Here is a 15,429-nt window from a genome sequence, read left to right as displayed (position 1 = left end):
CAGCCATGAGGTGTCCCCGGGACATTTCGACAATCTGTTGCCCGTGAACAAGCTGGGTGAAACGCAGTCTGTTCAGCATCGAATATTTATCACCGAGGCGCCCTTGTGGCGCTTCGCTACCGTGAGATAGCCGTCCTCCATGTTTGGTTCCAACGACGACAAGAAGACCCCAGCCGCGGCTGGCGAGAAGAAAGGCCTGTTCGGATGGCTGCGCAAGAAGCCGCAGGAAACCGTCGTCGAACAGCCGCAAGCACCGCTTGAACCCGCCGAGCCGGTGGCCGAGGAAGCCGCGCCCATCGTCCTGCCGATTGCCGAGCCGGTGCTGCAACCGGCCGAATCCGAACCCGAGCCCACGCCCGAGCCTGTGGTCGAACAGCCACTGGCCGCGCCTGCCGGGCAAACGCCCTGGCTGACCCTGCCCGTGGCGGAAGAGCCGGTGGCGCTGGTGGATGACGCGCAGGCCTCGCAGGTCACCCCGCCGATCCCGGCTGTTGCCCAGCCTGTTGTCGCACCCGTGGTGCAGCCGGTTGCCGACCTGCCGGCGGTGGCCGCCACGCTCATACCCACACCTGTCGCCACGCCAGCCGTGCCCGCCGTTGCGCCTGCGCCCGTCGAGCCCGAGGCCCCGGCGCAGCCGGCACGTACAAACGAAGAGGCCAAGGTCGGCTTCTTTGCCCGCCTCAAGCAAGGCCTGTCGAAAACCAGCGCCAGCATCGGCGAAGGCATGGCCAGCCTGTTCCTGGGCAAGAAGGTCATCGATGACGAACTGCTGGAAGACATCGAGACCCGCCTGCTGACCGCCGACGTCGGCGTGGAGGCGACCTCGGTGATCATCAAGAGCCTGACCCAGAAAGTCGCGCGCAAGCAGTTGACCGATGCCGACGCGCTGTACAAATCCTTGCAGGGCGAGCTGACCAACCTGCTCAAGCCGGTGGAGCAACCGCTGGTGATTGCTTCCCAGAACAAGCCGTATGTGATCCTGGTGGTGGGCGTCAACGGCGCCGGCAAGACCACCACCATCGGCAAGCTGGCGAAGAAGCTGCAACTGGAGGGCAAGAAAGTCATGCTGGCCGCGGGCGACACCTTCCGCGCCGCCGCGGTGGAGCAACTGCAAGTGTGGGGCGAGCGCAACAAGATCGCGGTGATCGCCCAGCACACCGGCGCCGACTCCGCTTCGGTGATCTTTGACGCCGTGCAGGCCGCCAAGGCCCGTGGCATCGATGTGCTGATCGCCGACACGGCCGGTCGCCTGCACACCAAGGACAACCTGATGGAGGAGCTCAAGAAGGTTCGCCGGGTCATCGGCAAACTCGACGCCGAGGCGCCTCACGAAGTGCTGCTGGTGCTCGACGCCGGTACCGGCCAGAACGCCATCAGCCAGGCCAAGCAATTCAACCAGACCGTCGAACTGACCGGGCTGGCCCTGACCAAGCTCGATGGCACCGCCAAGGGTGGGGTGATCTTTGCCCTGGCCAAGCAGTTCGGCCTGCCCATTCGCTACATTGGCGTGGGTGAAGGCATCGATGATCTGCGCACTTTTGAAGCCGAGCCCTTTGTCCAGGCGCTGTTTGCCGAGCGGGAGCATTCATGATTCGTTTCGAACAGGTCGGTAAACGCTATCCGAACGGGCATGTCGGCTTGCATGAGCTGAGCTTTCGGGTGCGTCGCGGCGAGTTTCTGTTTGTTACCGGCCATTCCGGTGCCGGTAAGAGCACCCTGCTGCGCCTGCTGCTGGCGATGGAGCGGCCCACCACTGGCAAGCTGTTGCTGGCCGGCCAGGACCTGAGCACCATCAGCAATGCCCAGATTCCCTACCTGCGGCGGCAGATCGGCGTGGTGTTCCAGAATCACCAGTTGCTGTTCGATCGCACCGTGTTCAACAACGTGGCGCTGCCGTTGCAGATCCTCGGGCTGTCCAAGGCCGAGATCAACAAGCGCGTGGACTCGGCCCTCGAACGCGTGGCCCTGTCGGACAAGACCGACCTGTATCCGGGCGACCTGTCCACCGGCCAGCAACAGCGCGTCGGCATCGCCCGCGCCATCGTCCATCGCCCGGCCTTGCTGCTGGCGGACGAGCCCACCGGTAACCTCGACCCGCGCCTGGCGGCGGAAATCATGGGCGTGTTCGAAGACATCAATCGCCTGGGCACCAGCGTGCTGATCGCCAGTCACGACCTGGCCCTGATCGCACGCATGCGTCACCGCATGCTCACCTTGCAACGTGGCCGTCTGATCGGTGACGGGGAGGCCGGTGTATGAGCGCAACCCGTAGCCCGAAAGTGGCCGAGCGCGTGGCGCCAAAGGCCTCCGACCCGCAGCCGCAAAAAAAGAAACGCGACGATGACGACGGCCCGGATTTCCCGACGCTGCTGCGTGCCTGGATCGAAAGCCACCGGGCCAGCCTGCTGGACAGCCTGCGCCGCCTGGGCAAGCAGCCCATCGGCAGCTTCTTTACCTGCATGGTGATGGCCGTCGCCTTGAGCTTGCCGATGGGGCTGTCATTACTGCTGAACAATGTGGAGCGCCTCGGCGGCTCCTGGCAGCGTGCGGCGCAGATCTCCCTGTACCTGCAACTGGAAGCGACGCCGGGCGAAGGCCAGGCGCTGCGTGAGCAGATCCAGGCCATGCCGGGGGTGGCCGACGCCGAGTACATCAGCCGCGAACAGGCACTGGAGGAGTTCCAGCAGCAGTCCGGCCTGGGCGAAGCCCTCAAGGAATTGCCGCAGAACCCATTGCCGGGCGTGGTGCTGGTGACGCCGAAGGAGGTCGACAAGCCGACCCTTGAAGCATTGAGACAAACACTTTCCGAATTGCCGAAGGTACAACAGGCGCAGCTTGATCTAGTCTGGGTCGAGCGTCTGGCGGCGATCCTCAAGCTGGGCGATCGTTTCGTCTTCGGCCTGACGGTGCTGCTGGTTTCTGCATTACTTTTGGTGATAGGCAATACCATTCGTCTTCATATTGAAAACCGCCGCACCGAGATAGAAGTGATTAAACTCGTCGGCGGCACGGACAGTTATGTGCGCAGGCCCTTCCTCTATATGGGCGCGCTCTATGGCTTTGGTGCCGGGATCCTGTCCTGGGGTGTATTGGCGTTCGGCCTGGATTGGCTGAACGATGCGGTGGTGGGGCTGGCCGGTTTGTACGGCAGTGACTTCGCACTGGCCGGCGTGCCAGTCGCCGACGGTCTGTCGCTCTTGCTTGGCGCCGTACTGTTGGGTTATATCGGTGCATGGATTGCGGTAGCACGCCACTTGCGTGAGCTTGCACCAAAATAGTGAATTTGCGCGTATTGACCTTTCGGTTTTTGTGGGAACTTGTCCTACGGTTCCCGGTCAATTTTCGCAGTGCTGAACTGCACGAGTTATGTGAGTCGGAGGTTTTTTCGTATGACCACTTCTTTGCAACCTGCTTATGCCTTGGTCCCGGGTGCGAACCTGGAGGCGTATGTGCACACGGTGAACAGCATTCCATTGCTGACACCCGAGCAGGAGCGTGAACTGGCCGAGAGTCTCTATTATGAGCAGGATCTTGAGGCGGCTCGGCAGATGGTGCTCGCCCACCTGCGTTTTGTCGTACATATCGCCCGCAGCTATTCCGGCTACGGGCTGGCCCAGGCCGACCTGATCCAGGAAGGCAACGTCGGCCTGATGAAGGCGGTCAAGCGTTTCAACCCGGAAATGGGCGTGCGCCTGGTGTCGTTTGCGGTGCACTGGATCAAGGCGGAAATCCACGAGTTCATCCTGCGCAACTGGCGCATCGTGAAAGTCGCGACCACCAAGGCCCAGCGCAAGCTGTTCTTCAATCTGCGCAGCCAGAAGAAACGTCTGGCCTGGCTGAACAACGAAGAAGTCCACCGCGTGGCGGAAAGCCTGGGCGTCGAGCCTCGGGAAGTCCGTGAGATGGAAAGCCGCCTGACCGGCCATGACATGGCCTTCGACCCGGCCGCCGAAGCGGACGATGACAGCGCTTTCCAATCGCCGGCCAACTACCTGGAAGACCACCGGTACGACCCGGCGCGCCAGTTGGAAGACGCCGATTGGAGCGACAACTCCAACACCAACCTGCACGAAGCCCTGGAAGTGCTGGACGAGCGCAGTCGCGACATCCTCTACCAGCGTTGGCTGGCCGAGGAAAAAGCCACGCTGCACGACCTGGCGCAGAAGTACAACGTGTCGGCCGAGCGGATTCGTCAGCTCGAGAAAAGCGCGATGAACAAGCTCAAGGTATCGATTGCGGCCTGATCTTCGCAGCGGTAATAAAAAGCGCCCCGATCAGCGATGATCGGGGCGTTTTCGTTCGGGCTCGATAATTTGAGCTCACTGCTGATCCTGTGGGAGCGAGCTTGCTCGCGATGAGGCCATTGCATTCAACGTCAGTGCTGGCTGTTGAACTGCTATCGCGAGCAAGCTCGCTCCCACAAGGGGTCCTCAGTGTCTGGGCTACTGAGCCCAGGGCGCTCGCCGCGCACGATCGAGCTCCAGCAGGTAGCTATCGCCCCCCAACTGGCTCATCTGCTGGCGAATCCAGCTAGCCCGCCGTAGCACATAAGGGCTTGGCCGGCCGGCGCTCCATTTACGTGGATTGGGCAAGACCGCTGCCAGCAGGCTGGCCTGCTGTCGGGACAGGGCGTTGGCGCCAACACGGAAATGATGGCGCGCCGCGGCTTCGGCCCCGAACACACCGTCGTCCCACTCGACGCTGTTGAGGTACACCTCAAGGATCCGCTCCTTGGACCAGAACACTTCGATCAGTGCGGTGAACCAGGCTTCCAGGCCTTTACGCAGCCAGCTGCGACCGGACCACAGGAACAGGTTCTTGGACACTTGCTGGCTGAGGGTGCTGGCGCCGCGAATCGAACCGCCCCGTTCGTTGTGGGCGAACGCGGCCTGGATTGCGCCGATGTCAAACCCCCAGTGCTCGGGGAATTTCTGATCTTCGCCGGCCATCACGGCGAGCTTGAGGTTGTCGGAGATCTGATCCCAGGGTTGCCAGGTGCGTTGCAGGTCGATGGGCTCGCCGTTGAACCAGGACTCGACTTTGCGCTCGATCATCAGCGCCGTGAACGGCGGCGGCACGACGCGAAACAGCAGCACCAGGACAACGCTGCCGACGGCGAACCAGAGCAGGGCCTGGAGGAATCGTCGAAATAATGAACGCAGCATAGGGATGGCTTGGCCGAACCGGTCGAGCGGGCCATTATACAGACCCTGTCCACCGCGTCTGATTGGAGTTCTCATGCTGCGTAGCTTTCTGATGCTGGCTGCTTTTTTCGGTTTCACCGGCGTGGCACTCGGAGCCTTTGCCGCCCACGGCCTGAAAAACCGCCTGAGCGCCGATTACCTGGCGATTTTCCATACCGGCGTCACCTACCAACTGGTGCACACCCTAGCCTTGCTGGGGGTTGCGCTGCTGGCCACGCACATCCCTGGTCGAATCGTCACCTGGGCCGGGATTTCATTCGTGATCGGCATCCTGCTGTTCTCCGGCAGCCTTTACCTGCTGACCCTCACGGGCATAGGCAAGCTCGGCATCATCACCCCGTTCGGCGGCGTGGCGTTCTTGATCGGCTGGCTTTGCCTGGGGATCGCGGCCTGGCGCCTGCAGCTTGCGGCGTAACGCTTGCCGATGTAGCTGACCAAGGGACTTGGGTCCCCCAGACTGATCGGGCTAGAATGCCTGCCCCTAAAAATGATGGCGGCATCCGGCATGCGCATTCAGTTGAACGGCGAACCCCTTGACCTGCCCGACGGTGAAACCGTCGCGGCCCTGCTGACCCGCCTGGAACTCACCGGGCGCCGTGTGGCGGTGGAGCTCAACCTGGATATCGTCCCGCGCAGTCAGCACGCCGACACCACCCTCAACGAGGGTGACCAGGTTGAAGTCGTGCACGCCATTGGTGGCGGCTAGTCGCGCCGGTTTCGCAGTCTTTCGCAAGAACCTCACCCCAACAGAGGATTTCCCATGAGCATCGTTCGTAGCGACAAGCCCTTCGTCCTGGCCGGTCGTACCTACCAGTCGCGCTTGCTGGTAGGCACCGGCAAGTACCGCGACATGGAAGAGACCCGCCTGGCTATCGAGGCCTCGGGCGCCGAAATCGTCACCGTCGCCGTGCGCCGGACCAACATCGGCCAGAACCCGGGCGAACCGAACCTGCTGGATATCCTGCCGCCGGATCGCTACACCATCCTGCCGAACACGGCCGGTTGCTTTGACGCCATCGAAGCCGTGCGCACCTGCCGCCTGGCCCGTGAGCTGCTCGATGGCCATAACCTGGTGAAACTGGAAGTGCTGGCCGACCAGAAAACCCTGTTCCCCAACGTGATCGAAACCCTCAAGGCCGCTGAAACGCTGGTCAAGGAAGGCTTCGACGTGATGGTGTACACCAGCGATGACCCGATCATCGCCCGTCAGTTGGCGGAAATCGGCTGCATCGCGGTGATGCCGCTGGCCGGGCTGATCGGCACGGGCCTGGGGATCTGCAACCCGTACAACCTGCAGATCATCCTCGAGGAAGCGAAGATCCCGGTGCTGGTAGATGCCGGCGTCGGCACCGCTTCCGACGCCACCATCGCCATGGAACTGGGTTGCGAAGCGGTGCTGATGAACTCCGCCATCGCCCACGCCCAGCAGCCGATCCTGATGGCCGAAGCCATGAAGCACGCCATCGTGGCCGGGCGCCTGGCGTACCTCGCCGGCCGCATGCCGAAAAAACTTTACGCCAGCGCCTCCTCGCCGCTGGATGGTCTGATCAAGTAAGAGCCATTGATGACTGAATCGAACGACACGCCTGTCCAGCCGGACGAAGGCGAAGAGCGCCAACACCGCCGCATCAAGAGTTTCGTGATGCGTGCCGGGCGCATGACCGAAGGCCAGCAGCGTGGCCTGGAGCAGGGCGCCCCTCTGTTCGTCCTGCCGCTGGCCGACGCGCCGGTGGACTTCGACCAGGTGTTCGGCCGCTCGGCCCCGCGCTCGCTGGAAATCGGTTTCGGCATGGGCCACTCGCTGTTGGAGATGGCCGCCGCGGCGCCGGAACAGGATTTCATCGGTGTGGAAGTGCACCGGCCCGGTGTCGGTGCGCTGCTCAACGGCGTGCTGACCCAGGGGCTGACCAACCTGCGGGTCTACGATTGCGATGCCATCGAGGTGCTCAACCGCTGCGTGGCCGACAACAGCCTCGACCGGCTGATGCTGTTCTTCCCGGACCCTTGGCACAAGAGCCGTCACCACAAGCGCCGCATCGTCCAGGCTTCGTTCGCTGAGTTGGTGCGCAGCAAGTTGAAAGTCGGTGGCGTGCTGCACATGGCCACTGACTGGGAACCCTACGCCGAATACATGCTGGAAGTGATGAACGTCGCGCCGGGCTACCGCAATCTTGCCGAAGACGGCCAATACGTCCCGCGTCCGGCTGAACGACCGATCACCAAGTTCGAGCGCCGCGGCGAGCGGCTGGGGCATGGGGTCTGGGATTTGAAGTTCGAGAAGCAGTCCTAAGCCACACGCAGTTCAATGTGGGAGCGGGCTTGCTCGCGAATGCGGTGTATCAGACACATTAATGTCGACTGATACACCGCATTCGCGAGCAAGCCCGCTCCCACAGTCGTTTTGGGGCGGTGCGAAGGTCAGCGCCGATCCGCCACCACGCCGATCAACACCAGCACCACCAACAGCACCGGCGCCAGGCTGTAGTTGTTGAACTGGCTCAGCCCTCGCACCACCCATGGCGTGGCGTAGATCAGGGCGGCACCGCTGCCGATCATGCACAGCAGGGCGATCAACGGGACGCGCAACGCGCCGGCGATGCTGCCCAGGCGTTGCTCGACCCAGGCCTTGATGTCCGCACCGAACAGCACCAGCAGGCAGCCGACCAGCGCCAGGGAGATTTCCGACAGGTTGCTGCGGCTCCAGCGGGACACGGTGGCCAGCAGGTCGAGTACCAGATCCATTCGATTTCCTTGTGTTGATCAGCTCAGAAATTTCTGCAGCAAGTCATTGAGAAACAGTTGTCCGCGCTCGGTGGCCGCCAGACGTGACGGTTCGACCTGCAACAACCCGCTTTGTTCGGCCTCGCGGCGGCCGTCGGCCAGGCTTTGCAGGGGCAGGCCAGTGCGCTCCGGGTACAAGCGGGCGTCCACGCCCTGGGTCAGGCGCAGGGCGTTCATCAGGAACTCGAACGGCAGCTCTTCGTTGGCCAGGGTCTTCTCGCCGGCCAGGAAGCGCTTGGCCGGGTTGAGGTAGTCCTTGGGCAGGCGCGTCTTCCAGGTGCGCACGATGCGTCCGTCCGGATGGCTGAGCTTGCCGTGGGCACCGGCACCGATGCCAATGAAGTCGCCAAAGCTCCAGTAGTTGAGGTTATGCCGCGCCGCCCGGCCGGGTTGGGCGTAGGCCGAGACTTCGTACTGGGCGTAGCCGTGTTCGGCGAGCAGGGTCTGGCCGGCTTCCTGGATGTCCCACAACGTGTCGTCTTCCGGCAGCGTCGGCGGCTGGTTCCAGAAGACGGTATTGGGCTCCAGCGTCAACTGGTACCAGGACAGATGCGTCGGCTTCAAGGCGATGGCCTGGCGCAGGTCGCCCAGGGCATCGTCCAGGGACTGGTCCGGCAGGCCGTGCATCAGGTCCAGGTTGAAGTTGTCGAACCCGGCCTGGCGGGCCATGCCGGCGGCGCGCACGGCTTCGTCACCGTTGTGGATCCGCCCCAGGGCCTCGAGCTTGGCTTGCTGGAAGCTCTGGATACCGATGGACAGGCGATTGATGCCCAGCGCCCGGTAAGCGACGAACTTCTCTTGCTCGAACGTGCCGGGGTTGGCTTCCAGGGTGATTTCGATGCCAGGGGCGAACGGTATGCGCGCCTCGACGCCCTTGAGCAGCCGGCCCAGGGCCTGGGCGCTGAACAGGCTGGGAGTGCCGCCACCGAAGAAGATCGAGCTCAGTGCCCGGCCATGCACGCCATGCAGGTCCTGGTCGAGGTCGGCCAGCAGGGCATCGACGTAGTCCTCTTCGGGCAGCTGTGGGCTGGCGGTGTGAGAGTTGAAATCACAATAAGGGCATTTGCGTACGCACCACGGGATGTGGATGTACAACGCCAGGGGCGGCAGCACCGGCAGTGGCGCCCGAGGCGTTTGTGCGCCGCCATGGATCAGCGGCGCGGGGGTGTCATCGTTCATTGCAGGCCCAGGCGCTGGCGCAGCAGGACCATGGCGCGCGCGCGGTGGCTCAGTTGGTTTTTCTCCACCGGGCCGAGTTCGGCGCTGGAGCAATTGCGTTCCGGCACCCAGAACAGCGGGTCATAGCCAAAACCGTGCTCGCCGCTGGCCTCGGTGAGGATGCGCCCGTGCCACAGGCCTTCGCAGAGGATCGGCAGCGGGTCGTCGGCGTGCCGCACCAGCGCCAGGACGCAAACGAACTGCGCGCCGCGCTCGGCTTGCGGCACATCCTTGAGGGCCTCAAGCAGCTTGGCATTGTTCGCTGCATCGCCCTTGCCGTCGGCGTAACGGGCCGAATAGATGCCCGGCGCACCGCCCAGGAAGTCCACTGCCAGCCCGGAGTCGTCGGCCAGCGCCGGCAGCCCCGAGAGGCGCGCGGCATTGCGGGCCTTGAGGATGGCGTTCTCGACGAACGACAGGCCGGTTTCTTCAGGCTCCACCTGGCTGAACTCACCGATCGAGCGCAATTGCACCGACCCGCCGAGCATGGCCTGGAGTTCCTTGAGTTTGCCGGCGTTGTGGCTGGCGAGTACGAGTTGGGAGAGGTTCATCATTCGCCGGGGAACAGTTCCTGGTTGAAGTTGAGGGTGTTGATCTTGTCGCCGGTCTGCACCTTGATTTCGAAGGTGCGGTTTTCCTGCTGCTCCACCGGGTACTGGGCGATGTAGTAGATCGCGCCTTGCTCGATGACCTGGCGGAACGTCAGCGGGACCGCCTTGCTGGTCAGGTCCTTGATCGTGCCGCTGACCTGGGCCATCAAGGGCTTGCCGTCCTTGATCACCGATACGTTGATCACGCCCTGGTTCTTGCTGCGCACCAGCTCGGTGGCCTTGGCGATGTCCGGCGTGAGGAACGTGGAGTTGAAGGTGTTGTAGTGCACGGTGACGTCACCGAACACTTCCTTGCGCTCGGCCTTGATGACGTCGGCGGCCATGGCGCCTGCACAGAGGCAGGCGGTGATGAGAAACAATGCGAGACGTTTCATGTCGTGCTCCTGTCAGGGCCGGGGTTCACACCGCGACCTGGTAATCGGGCAGGCCTGGGCTGCTGACCCGATAAATGCCGATCTCACCTAACAGATTAGGCCATAGCTTGCTGGCCCACCCGTGTCGGTGCTGCTGGTCCACGGCCAGGCGATCGATGACCTTGGCTTCCCGTTCGCGGCACAGTGCTTCGAAATCGGCGAAGGTGCAGAAGTGGATGTTCGGCGTGTTGTACCACGTGTAGGGCAGGAACTCCGACACCGGCATGCGGCCCTTGCTCGCCAGGTACCAGCGGCAACGCCAGTGCCCGAAATTGGGAAAGGTGATGATGCACTGGCGCCCGACCCGCAGCATTTCGTCGAGGATCTTGTCCGGGTAATGCACCGCTTGCAGGGCCTGGGTCATGACCACGATGTCGAAGCTGTTGCTGGCAAAGTTGCCCAGGCCCTTGTCCAGGTCCTGCTCGATGACGTTGATGCCCTTGGCGACGCATTCGGCGATGTTGTCCGGGTCGTTTTCCAGGCCGTAGCCGCTGACCTGCTTGTGGTCCCGCAGCCAGGTCAGCAGTTCGCCGTCGCCGCAGCCCAGGTCGAGCACGCGGCTGCCGGCGGGGATCCATTCCTGGATGATTTCCAGATCGGCTCTCATGGCGTCCTCACAGCGTTATACGGTTCATGTAGTTACCGAACGCCTGCAGGTAGCGCGGGATCGGGATCAGAAAGGCGTCGTGGCCCTGGGGCGCGTCGATTTCCAGGTAGCAGACATCCTTGCGCGCGGCCATCAGCGCATCCACCAACTCCCGGGAGCGTGCCGGGGAGAAACGCCAGTCGGTGGTGAACGACATCACGCAGAACTTGGCGGTGGCGCCGGCGAAGGTTTTCGCCAGGTCATCGTCGCAGCTCGCCGCCGGATCGAAGTAGTCCAGGGCCTTGGTCATCAGCAGGTAGGTGTTGGCGTCGAAGCGCCCGGAGAACTCCTCGCCCTGATAACGCAGGTAGCTTTCCACCTGGAACTCGACGCTGTGGAAGTCGTAGTTGAGCTTTTCGCTCTTGAGGCCGCGGCCGAATTTCTCGCCCATGGAGTCGTCGGACAGGTAGGTGATGTGCCCGACCATGCGCGCCAGCATCAGCCCGCGCTTGGGGATCACGCCGTGTTCCTGGAACGAGCCGCCATGGAACTCCGGGTCGGTGAGGATGGCCTGGCGCGCCACTTCGTTGAAGGCGATGTTCTGCGCCGACAGCTTGGGGGCCGAGGCGATTGCCAGGCAATGGCGCACGCGGTCCGGGTAGGTGATGGTCCATTGCAGCGCCTGCATGCCGCCCAGGCTGCCGCCGATCACCGCCGCCCACTGGTCGATGCCGAGGCGGTCGGCCAGGCGTGCCTGGCTGTGCACCCAGTCTTCCACGGTGAGCACCGGGAAATCGGCGCCGAACGGCTTGCCGGTGTCCGGGTTGAGGCTGCTGGGGCCGGTGGAGCCGTTGCAGCCACCGAGGTTGTTCAGGCTGACCACGAAGAACCGGTTGGTGTCGATGGGCTTGCCCGGGCCGATGCAACTGTCCCACCAGCCCGGCTTGCGGTCGTCGACGCTGTGATAGCCGGCGGCGTGGTGGTGGCCCGACAAGGCGTGGCAGATCAGCACGGCATTGCTGGCCGTGGCATTGAGGGTGCCGTAGGTTTCGTAAATCAGGTCATAGGCCGGCAACGAGCGTCCGCAGGCCAGGGCCAGGGGCTCGCTGAAATGCGCCACTTGCGGCGTCACCAGACCAACGGAATCGGCGGGAAAGGCAGCTGGCATCGACCCTGCTCTCGTTGAAATGAGGCGTAAGTCTAAAGACCGCTGGGGTTAGCGGCAAGCAAAGGCGCGGGGCCTGTTCGAACACTGCCACCCGTGGCGAGGGAGCTTGCTCCCGCTGGGCCGCGTAGCGGCCCTGGTTTTTGGGGCTGCTGCGCAGCCCAGCGGGAGCAAGCTCCCTCGCCACAGGATGTGCGCCTCGTCAGATCAGCAGGCGCAGGATCTCGGGCATCATGGTCATGGCCGCGAGGTTGTTGATCACCAGCATGTCGATCAGCTTGAGCACCATGAACGCCAGGATCGGCGAGATATCCAGGCCGCCGAGGTTCGGCACGATGCGGCGGAACGGGGCCAGGGCCGGTTCGCAGATCTGGTTCACCAGCTCGGCGCCCGGGTTGTGGCTGCCAGGCGCGACCCACGACAGGATGACGCTGATGATCATGGCGAAGAAGAAGATCTTCAGGAACAGCGCGGTCACGCCAATGATCGACCAGATCAGCAGTTGCAGCGGATTGCCGGTGGTGCCGTAGGTCAGCAGCAGGGTCAGGGCCATCAGTGCCATCTGCACGAGGATGGCCAGCACCAGCGACGACATGTCCAGGCCGAACAGGCTCGGGATGATCCGGCGCAAGGGCTTGAGCAGCGGCTGGGTGGCCTTGACGACGAACTGGCACAGCGGGTTATAGAAGTTGGCGCGCACCAGTTGCAGCACGAAGCGCAGCAGCACGATCAGCAGGTACAGGCTGCCAAGGGTTTGCAGCACGTAGACCGCTGCGGTGTTCAATCCAATCATGATGGCTCCTTATTGACCCAGTTGTTCGGCCATTTCGGCCGAGCGGTGCGCGGCGGCGCCGAGTGCGGTTTCCACCAGGGCTTCGAAGCCCCCGGCCTGGAATGATTTGATGGCGGCTTCGGTGGTGCCGGCCGGCGATGTCACGCGGCGGCGCAGCTCGGCCGCATCGACGTCGCTGGACACCACCATGTGAGCCGCGCCGAGGGCGGTCTGCGCCGTCAACTGCGCGGCGATCTCCCGGGGCAGGCCGAGTTTCTCGCCGGCGGCGGTCATGGCTTCGACCAGCAGGAAGAAGTACGCCGGGCCCGAGCCCGAGACGGCGGTGACGGCGTCCAGCTGTTGCTCGGTGTCCAGCCACAGCGCCAGGCCCACGGCTGACAACAGCTCCTGCGCCTGCTGGCGTTGCGCGGCGCTCACCTGCGGGGTGGCGAACAGGCCGCTGACACCTTGGCGCAGCAGCGCCGGGGTGTTGGGCATGCAGCGCACGATGGGCTGCTCGCCCAGCCATTTGTTCATGCTGGCGCAGGTGATGCCGGCGGCAATCGACACCACCAGTTGATGGGGCTTGAGGCTCGGGCGCAGGGCTTCGCATACGGCTTTCATGGCCTGGGGCTTGACCGCCAGCACGATGACGTCCGCGCCGTCGGCGGCCTGGGCATTGTCGGCAAAGGTCTCGATGCCGTGCTCGTCGCTCACCCGGCTGCGGGTTTGCTCGCCCGGATCGCTGGCGCGGATCTGCGAGGCATCCAGACCCTTGGCCCGCAGGCCGCCGATCAGGCTGGCGGCCATGTTGCCGGCGCCGATGAAGGCAATACGCATGTTGCTCATGACTGGTCCTTGATTAGAGAGTGGGGTCGGCATTGCTTGGGCTCAGCCGGCGCTATAGTCGCGGGCGCCGAACAGGGCTGTTCCGATTCGTACCCAGGTGGCGCCTTGGGCGATGGCCGACTCGAGGTCATGGCTCATGCCCATGGAAAGGGTGTCCAGCGGCAATTGCAGGCTCGCTTGCAGGCGTTGGACCGCACCGAAGGCGGCATCCTGGGCGGTACGCTCCTCGGTTGGCTCGGGAATGGCCATCAGCCCGCGCAGCTTGAGCCGCGGCAAGGCGTCGATGGCGGCGGCCAGGGCGGGCAGGTCCGCCGGGGTGCAGCCGGACTTGCTGGCTTCACCGCTGACGTTGACCTGGATGCAGATGTTCAGCGGCGGCAAGCCGTCCGGGCGTTGCTCGGACAGGCGTTGGGCAATTTTCAAGCGATCCACGGAGTGCACCCAATCGAAATGTTCGGCAATAGCGCGCGTCTTGTTCGATTGAATGGGGCCGATGAAGTGCCAGATCAAGGGCAGGTCGGTGAGTTCGGCCTGCTTGCCCAGGGCTTCTTGCAGGTAGTTCTCGCCGAAGTCCCGAAGGCCCGCGGCATAGGCTTCGCGCAGGGCCTGGGCGGGCTTGGTCTTGCTCACGGCCAGCAGTTGGACACTCTGTTCGGCACGCTGGGCGGCCTGTTCCGCAGCGCGGATACGCGATCTAACCTGAGCGATGTTGTCTGCTATCGTGGACATAAAGAAGCGCCAGCGGTCTGAGGTTCGCGGCATTCTACTGGAATTGAGGAGCGCTATGGATATCACTGAACTGCTGGCGTTCAGCGCCAAACAGGGGGCGTCGGACCTGCACCTGTCCGCCGGCTTGCCGCCGATGATCCGGGTCGATGGCGATGTGCGGCGGATCAACCTGCCGGCACTGGATCACAAGCAGGTCCATGAGCTGATCTACGACATCATGAACGACCGGCAACGAGTGGATTACGAAAAGTTTCTGGAAACCGACTTTTCCTTCGAGGTGCCGGGCGTTGCACGGTTTCGGGTCAACGCCTTCAACCAGAATCGCGGCGCGGGGGCGGTGTTCCGGACCATCCCGTCGAAGGTCCTGACCATGGAAGACCTGGGGATGGGCGAAGTGTTTCGCAAAGTGACCGAGTCGCCCCGGGGCCTGGTCCTGGTGACCGGGCCGACCGGCTCGGGCAAGTCCACCACCCTGGCGGCGATGATCGACTACCTCAACAGCCACAAGCACCATCACATTCTTACCATCGAAGACCCGATCGAGTTCGTCCACGAGCCGCGCAAGTGCCTGATCAACCAGCGTGAGGTACACCGCGATACCCAGGACTTCTCCACGGCCTTGCGCTCGGCCCTGCGGGAAGACCCGGACGTGATCCTGGTGGGGGAAATGCGCGACCTGGAAACCATTCGCCTGGCGCTGACCGCCGCCGAAACCGGGCACCTGGTGTTCGGTACGCTGCACACCACGTCGGCGGCCAAGACCATCGATCGGGTGGTGGACGTATTCCCGGGGGACGAGAAGTCCATGGTGCGCTCGATGCTGTCGGAGTCACTGCAAGCGGTGATCTCCCAGACCCTGATCAAGAAGATCGGTGGCGGCCGCATTGCCGCGCACGAGATCATGCTGGGCACGTCGGCCATTCGCAACCTGATCCGCGAAGACAAGATCGCCCAGATGTACTCGTCGATCCAGACCGGCGGGTCGCTGGGGATGCAGACGCTGGACATGTGCCTGAAGGACCTGGTGAACAAGGGCCTGATCAGCCGGGAACATGCGCGGGAGCGGGCGCGTACGCCGGATAATTTCTAGAAAGGCCGGCG

General features: G+C 63.6%; 19 protein-coding genes. 9 read left to right on the top strand and 10 right to left on the bottom strand.

The window, feature by feature from the left end; translation table 11 throughout:
* Positions 1-139 precede the first annotated feature (139 nt).
* The 4 genes from ftsY to rpoH all read left to right on the top strand — a co-directional run bounded on the left by ftsY (position 140) and on the right by rpoH (position 4,244).
* Entirely contained in the window at positions 140-1,591 is a 1,452-nt protein-coding gene (gene ftsY, locus V5F23_RS26370; protein ID WP_047735851.1) for a signal recognition particle-docking protein FtsY, read from the top strand.
* A complete protein-coding gene (gene ftsE, locus V5F23_RS26365; protein ID WP_024778908.1) occupies positions 1,588-2,259 on the top strand; it encodes a cell division ATP-binding protein FtsE in 672 nt (223 codons plus the stop codon). The genes ftsY and ftsE overlap by 4 nt, the downstream gene beginning before the upstream one ends.
* Positions 2,256-3,278, top strand: coding sequence for a permease-like cell division protein FtsX (gene ftsX, locus V5F23_RS26360; RefSeq protein WP_042731250.1), 1,023 nt, complete (start codon positions 2,256-2,258; stop codon positions 3,276-3,278). Before ftsE ends, ftsX begins: the two co-directional genes overlap by 4 nt.
* 111 nt (positions 3,279-3,389) lie before the next feature.
* The gene (gene rpoH, locus V5F23_RS26355; protein WP_003177476.1) at positions 3,390-4,244 is read left to right on the top strand and encodes an RNA polymerase sigma factor RpoH; all 855 of its coding nucleotides are present in this window, start codon (positions 3,390-3,392) and stop codon (positions 4,242-4,244) included.
* 198 nt (positions 4,245-4,442) lie between these two features.
* Here the strand turns inward: rpoH and mtgA are convergent, their stop codons facing one another.
* The gene (gene mtgA / locus V5F23_RS26350; RefSeq protein WP_042731251.1) at positions 4,443-5,165 is read right to left on the bottom strand and encodes a monofunctional biosynthetic peptidoglycan transglycosylase; all 723 of its coding nucleotides are present in this window, start codon (positions 5,163-5,165) and stop codon (positions 4,443-4,445) included.
* A gap of 73 nt (positions 5,166-5,238) precedes the next feature.
* On the opposite strand from mtgA, the gene V5F23_RS26345 reads away from it, so the two are divergent.
* The 4 genes from V5F23_RS26345 (at position 5,239) to trmB (ending at position 7,494) form a co-directional block, all read left to right on the top strand.
* On the top strand, positions 5,239-5,619 hold the full coding sequence (locus V5F23_RS26345) for a DUF423 domain-containing protein (RefSeq protein ID WP_042731252.1): 381 nt from the start codon (positions 5,239-5,241) through the stop codon (positions 5,617-5,619).
* A 90-nt stretch (positions 5,620-5,709) separates the two neighbouring features.
* Positions 5,710-5,910: a sulfur carrier protein ThiS gene (thiS, locus tag V5F23_RS26340; protein ID WP_042731253.1), complete on the top strand. Its 201-nt coding sequence runs from the start codon at positions 5,710-5,712 to the stop codon at positions 5,908-5,910.
* A gap of 54 nt (positions 5,911-5,964) precedes the next feature.
* Positions 5,965-6,759: a thiazole synthase gene (locus tag V5F23_RS26335; RefSeq protein ID WP_003177480.1), complete on the top strand. Its 795-nt coding sequence runs from the start codon at positions 5,965-5,967 to the stop codon at positions 6,757-6,759.
* A gap of 9 nt (positions 6,760-6,768) precedes the next feature.
* A complete protein-coding gene (gene trmB, locus V5F23_RS26330) occupies positions 6,769-7,494 on the top strand; it encodes a tRNA (guanosine(46)-N7)-methyltransferase TrmB (RefSeq protein ID WP_042731255.1) in 726 nt (241 codons plus the stop codon).
* A gap of 128 nt (positions 7,495-7,622) precedes the next feature.
* Here the strand turns inward: trmB and V5F23_RS26325 are convergent, their stop codons facing one another.
* The 9 genes from V5F23_RS26325 to V5F23_RS26285 form a co-directional block, all read right to left on the bottom strand.
* On the bottom strand, positions 7,623-7,946 hold the full coding sequence (locus V5F23_RS26325; RefSeq protein WP_024778900.1) for a DUF3392 domain-containing protein: 324 nt from the start codon (positions 7,944-7,946) through the stop codon (positions 7,623-7,625).
* Between the two features lie 18 nt (positions 7,947-7,964).
* Positions 7,965-9,164 (bottom strand): radical SAM family heme chaperone HemW, encoded by a 1,200-nt coding sequence (gene hemW, locus V5F23_RS26320; protein WP_338474003.1) that lies wholly within the window; start codon positions 9,162-9,164, stop codon positions 7,965-7,967.
* Positions 9,161-9,757: an RdgB/HAM1 family non-canonical purine NTP pyrophosphatase gene (gene rdgB / locus V5F23_RS26315; protein ID WP_042731257.1), complete on the bottom strand. Its 597-nt coding sequence runs from the start codon at positions 9,755-9,757 to the stop codon at positions 9,161-9,163. Before rdgB ends, hemW begins: the two co-directional genes overlap by 4 nt.
* Entirely contained in the window at positions 9,754-10,188 is a 435-nt protein-coding gene (locus V5F23_RS26310; protein WP_042731258.1) for a DUF4426 domain-containing protein, read from the bottom strand. Before V5F23_RS26310 ends, rdgB begins: the two co-directional genes overlap by 4 nt.
* 25 nt (positions 10,189-10,213) lie before the next feature.
* The gene (gene metW / locus V5F23_RS26305) at positions 10,214-10,834 is read right to left on the bottom strand and encodes a methionine biosynthesis protein MetW (protein WP_042731259.1); all 621 of its coding nucleotides are present in this window, start codon (positions 10,832-10,834) and stop codon (positions 10,214-10,216) included.
* A gap of 7 nt (positions 10,835-10,841) precedes the next feature.
* Complete coding sequence (locus V5F23_RS26300; RefSeq protein WP_042731260.1) at positions 10,842-11,981, bottom strand: homoserine O-acetyltransferase; 1,140 nt, start codon at positions 11,979-11,981, stop codon at positions 10,842-10,844.
* A 199-nt stretch (positions 11,982-12,180) separates the two neighbouring features.
* Positions 12,181-12,771: a YggT family protein gene (locus tag V5F23_RS26295; protein WP_042732791.1), complete on the bottom strand. Its 591-nt coding sequence runs from the start codon at positions 12,769-12,771 to the stop codon at positions 12,181-12,183.
* 9 nt (positions 12,772-12,780) lie between these two features.
* Positions 12,781-13,599, bottom strand: coding sequence for a pyrroline-5-carboxylate reductase (gene proC, locus V5F23_RS26290; protein ID WP_338474002.1), 819 nt, complete (start codon positions 13,597-13,599; stop codon positions 12,781-12,783).
* Positions 13,600-13,641: 42 nt separating this feature from the next.
* Entirely contained in the window at positions 13,642-14,328 is a 687-nt protein-coding gene (locus tag V5F23_RS26285) for a YggS family pyridoxal phosphate-dependent enzyme (protein ID WP_212803128.1), read from the bottom strand.
* A 55-nt stretch (positions 14,329-14,383) separates the two neighbouring features.
* Here V5F23_RS26285 and V5F23_RS26280 point away from each other — a divergent pair, with 55 nt between their 5' ends.
* Positions 14,384-15,418, top strand: a complete 1,035-nt coding sequence (locus V5F23_RS26280; RefSeq protein WP_053147214.1) for a type IV pilus twitching motility protein PilT — start codon at positions 14,384-14,386, stop codon at positions 15,416-15,418.
* The last annotated feature ends 11 nt before the right edge of the window (positions 15,419-15,429 follow it).

It is taken from the genome of Pseudomonas sp. WP18, assembly GCF_036689585.1.
Lineage (GTDB): Bacteria > Pseudomonadota > Gammaproteobacteria > Pseudomonadales > Pseudomonadaceae > Aquipseudomonas > Aquipseudomonas chlororaphis_E.
This window is presented reverse-complemented; position numbering and strand designations above follow the sequence as displayed.

Excerpts from the sequence above, each read along its gene's own strand:
- ftsY (WP_047735851.1), top strand. The coding sequence starts at position 140 with ATGTTTGGTTCCAACGACGACAAGAAGACCCCAGCCGCGGCTGGCGAG.
- V5F23_RS26325 (WP_024778900.1), bottom strand. The coding sequence starts at position 7,946 with ATGGATCTGGTACTCGACCTGCTGGCCACCGTGTCCCGCTGGAGCCGC.
- ftsE (WP_024778908.1), top strand. The coding sequence starts at position 1,588 with ATGATTCGTTTCGAACAGGTCGGTAAACGCTATCCGAACGGGCATGTC.
- thiS (WP_042731253.1), top strand. The coding sequence starts at position 5,710 with ATGCGCATTCAGTTGAACGGCGAACCCCTTGACCTGCCCGACGGTGAA.
- metW (WP_042731259.1), bottom strand. The coding sequence starts at position 10,834 with ATGAGAGCCGATCTGGAAATCATCCAGGAATGGATCCCCGCCGGCAGC.
- V5F23_RS26335 (WP_003177480.1), top strand. The coding sequence starts at position 5,965 with ATGAGCATCGTTCGTAGCGACAAGCCCTTCGTCCTGGCCGGTCGTACC.
- hemW (WP_338474003.1), bottom strand. The coding sequence starts at position 9,164 with ATGAACGATGACACCCCCGCGCCGCTGATCCATGGCGGCGCACAAACG.
- V5F23_RS26310 (WP_042731258.1), bottom strand. The coding sequence starts at position 10,188 with ATGAAACGTCTCGCATTGTTTCTCATCACCGCCTGCCTCTGTGCAGGC.
- ftsX (WP_042731250.1), top strand. The coding sequence starts at position 2,256 with ATGAGCGCAACCCGTAGCCCGAAAGTGGCCGAGCGCGTGGCGCCAAAG.
- mtgA (WP_042731251.1), bottom strand. The coding sequence starts at position 5,165 with ATGCTGCGTTCATTATTTCGACGATTCCTCCAGGCCCTGCTCTGGTTC.
- V5F23_RS26345 (WP_042731252.1), top strand. The coding sequence starts at position 5,239 with ATGCTGCGTAGCTTTCTGATGCTGGCTGCTTTTTTCGGTTTCACCGGC.
- V5F23_RS26280 (WP_053147214.1), top strand. The coding sequence starts at position 14,384 with ATGGATATCACTGAACTGCTGGCGTTCAGCGCCAAACAGGGGGCGTCG.
- rpoH (WP_003177476.1), top strand. The coding sequence starts at position 3,390 with ATGACCACTTCTTTGCAACCTGCTTATGCCTTGGTCCCGGGTGCGAAC.
- proC (WP_338474002.1), bottom strand. The coding sequence starts at position 13,599 with ATGAGCAACATGCGTATTGCCTTCATCGGCGCCGGCAACATGGCCGCC.
- V5F23_RS26285 (WP_212803128.1), bottom strand. The coding sequence starts at position 14,328 with ATGTCCACGATAGCAGACAACATCGCTCAGGTTAGATCGCGTATCCGC.
- V5F23_RS26300 (WP_042731260.1), bottom strand. The coding sequence starts at position 11,981 with ATGCCAGCTGCCTTTCCCGCCGATTCCGTTGGTCTGGTGACGCCGCAA.
- V5F23_RS26295 (WP_042732791.1), bottom strand. The coding sequence starts at position 12,771 with ATGATTGGATTGAACACCGCAGCGGTCTACGTGCTGCAAACCCTTGGC.
- trmB (WP_042731255.1), top strand. The coding sequence starts at position 6,769 with ATGACTGAATCGAACGACACGCCTGTCCAGCCGGACGAAGGCGAAGAG.
- rdgB (WP_042731257.1), bottom strand. The coding sequence starts at position 9,757 with ATGATGAACCTCTCCCAACTCGTACTCGCCAGCCACAACGCCGGCAAA.